Raw genomic sequence first — 2,566 nt, 5'->3', positions numbered from 1 at the left:
GGACGCACGGCGCGCGCGTGCAGTTCGGCGAGGAGCGCGGCGAACCGGGCGGGATCGTGGTCGGCGCGGCGCTCGTGGTCGGCGGCGAGCTGGTCGGCGAGGTCGTCGACGGCGGCGGCGGGCCAGTGCAGGTCGCGGGCGGCCAGTTCGGCGGCGGTGCGGCGCAGGCCGGTCGCCAGGACCGGCCCGGCGTGCACCGCGCCCTCCATGAGGACCTGGTCGGCGAGTTCGACGGCGGCGTCGAGGGTGGAGTCGGCGGTGCCGGAGCGGGTGCCGCCCACGTCGACGCGGGCCTCGGCCGCGGTGAGGCCGCGCTCGTCGGCCTCCCGGAACGCCCAGACGGCGAGGACGGTCGACTGGCCGCGGACGGCCGCGACGGCGTCGGTGTGCACGTAGCCGAGCTCGCCCGGCACCAGGAACCGGACGGTGCAGCTCGGCAGCTCGACCTGCGCGACCGGGTCCTGCGGGGTGGGGCGGCGGATCGTCGCGGAGTAGCCGGAGCGCAGGGTGCGGCGGGCGGCGGTGAGTGCGCGCTGCCCGAGGACGCGGGCGAGCGCGTCGTCGTCGAACGCGCGGGCGTCCAGTCCGGAGGGACGTCCGGGGCGGCGGGCGCGGGGGCGCCGCCGCCGGTGCCGTCGGCCGGATCGGCGTCGGCGTGGGCGGCCTGGTAGGCGAGGACGAGGCAGATGCGGTGCCTGCACGCGCCGGTGGCGGCGCAGGTGCAGGTGGCGGCGTCCAGCCCGGCCCCGGCGGGCAGGGACGTGCGGGTGCCGTCGGGGAACGTCCCGTCGACGCCGCCGTCGGCGGCGGTCGCGATCTCCGGTCCGTTGCCGGCGTCGAGGTCCTTGGCGGCGCGCTTGACCAGGCCCCGGTTGGCGAGCGCGGCGAGCGCGTCCGGCGTCAGCGACAGCAGGTCGGTGCGGATCATCGGCCGATCCTTTCGGCGACGAACTCGGCGAGTTCCCCGGGCGTCATCGCGCCCATGTGCGCGCCGGCGCCCGCGAGGCGGCGGGCGAGGTCCCGGTCGTAGTCGGGGTTGGCGTCCTCGTCGAGCGCGGCGAGCCCCAGCACGACGGTGCCCTGCTCGCAGAGCTTGCGCACGTCCCGGACGAGCCGCGCCGCGTCGCCGCCTTCGTAGAAGTCGGAGACGAGCGCGACGATCGTCCGGCGCGGGTTGTCCACGAGCCCGGCGCCGTAGGCGACCGCGCGGGAGATGTCGGTGCCGCCGCCGAGCTGCACCTTCATGAGGAGCTCGACGGGGTCGGTGACGTCGTCGGTGAGGTCGACGACGGACGTGTCGAACACGACCAGGTGCGTCTTCAGGCCGGGCAGCCCCCACAGGCAGGCGGCGGTGACGGCCGAGTGGATGACCGACCCGGCCATCGAGCCGGACTGGTCGATCAGCAGGATGAGCTGCCACTGCTCGACGTGCTTGCGGGTGCGGGACAGGAACTTCGGCTCCTCGATGTAGAGGCGCCGCTCGTCCGGGCGGTAGTGGGCGAGGTTCGCGCGGATCGTCCGGTGGAAGTCGAAGTTGCGGGAGTGCTTGATGCGGCTGGGCCGCCGCGACCGGGTGCCGTGGAACGCCTGCCGCACCTCGGTGACGAGTTTGTCCATCAGTTCCCGCACGACCTTCTCGACGATGCGGCGGGCGAGGGCGAGCACCTCGTCGTTCATGAGGTGCTTGGTGCGCAGGACGGCCTTCAGCAGCGTCTGGTCGGGTTCGATGCGTTCCAGGACGGCCGGGTCGGTGACGACGTCGTGGATCTCGTAGCGTTCGACGGCGTCGCGCTCGATCCGCTCGATCGTCTCCTTCGGGAACAGCCGGTGCACCTCGTCGAGCCAGTCGACGGTGGTGAGCTGCGACGGGCCGCTGCCGCCGGTGCGGTCGCCGCCCTGGTCGCCGCCGCCGCCGTCGCCGTCGCCGCCCGTCCCGCGCCCGCCGCCGCGCCGCACGCCGCGCCGCGCGAGGTCGGGGTCGCGCCCGTAAAGCCAGTCGAGGGCGGCGTCGCGGGCGGCCCCCTCGCCGGACAGCGCGCCGGTGACGGGGTCGGCGGGGTCGCCCAGGATCAGCCGCCAGCGTTCCAGGTCGGGGGATGTCATGCGTCCTGTCCTTCTGCGGGGCTCTGTCCGGGGGCGTCCGGGGCGGGGGCGTCCGCGAGGCCCGCGGCGGTGAGCGCCAGGCCGACGCGTTCCTCCAGTTCGCGGGCCTCGGCGACCAGCAGCGGGTCGACGGCGGCGGGCCGCAGCAGGGCGCGGGCGGACCCTTGCAGGCCGCGTCCGTCCAGCAGGCCCCGCGCGATCGACTCCCGCTCGCGGGGCGGGAAGAACTCGAACGCCTGCCGCAGCGCGGGCAGCGCGACGAGGAAGTCGTGCTCGGTGAGGCCGTCGACCAGTTCGTCCAGCACGCCGAGGAGGCCGCCGCCGGTGTCCAGGACCTCCTGGCGGGCCAGCGCGAACAGCCCGGCGAGCCAGTCGCCGAGGACGCCGGGCCCGGCGGCGCCCCGGACGGCGCGGGCCGTGTCGGCGGTATCGCCGAGAACGCGGGCCAGGCCGAACGCGGCGC

Annotated in this window: 3 protein-coding genes; all 3 read right to left on the bottom strand. The window is 76.0% G+C overall.

Features of this window, described 5'->3' with window-relative positions:
- Nucleotides 1-701, bottom strand: a 701-nt coding sequence (locus BJF79_RS54420) for a hypothetical protein (RefSeq protein ID WP_262403140.1), incomplete at its 3' end; no start/stop codon positions are given.
- 223 nt (nt 702-924) lie between these two features.
- Complete coding sequence (locus tag BJF79_RS37180; protein WP_075904454.1) at nt 925-2,103, bottom strand: VWA domain-containing protein; 1,179 nt, start codon at nt 2,101-2,103, stop codon at nt 925-927.
- On the bottom strand, nt 2,100-2,566 hold a 467-nt coding region (locus BJF79_RS56405), incomplete at its 5' end, for a DUF5682 family protein (protein ID WP_262403139.1). The genes BJF79_RS37180 and BJF79_RS56405, both read right to left, overlap by 4 nt.

This window comes from Actinomadura sp. CNU-125 (genome assembly GCF_001942465.1).
In the GTDB taxonomy this organism is placed as follows: Bacteria; Actinomycetota; Actinomycetes; order Streptosporangiales; family Streptosporangiaceae; genus Spirillospora.
This window is presented reverse-complemented; position numbering and strand designations above follow the sequence as displayed.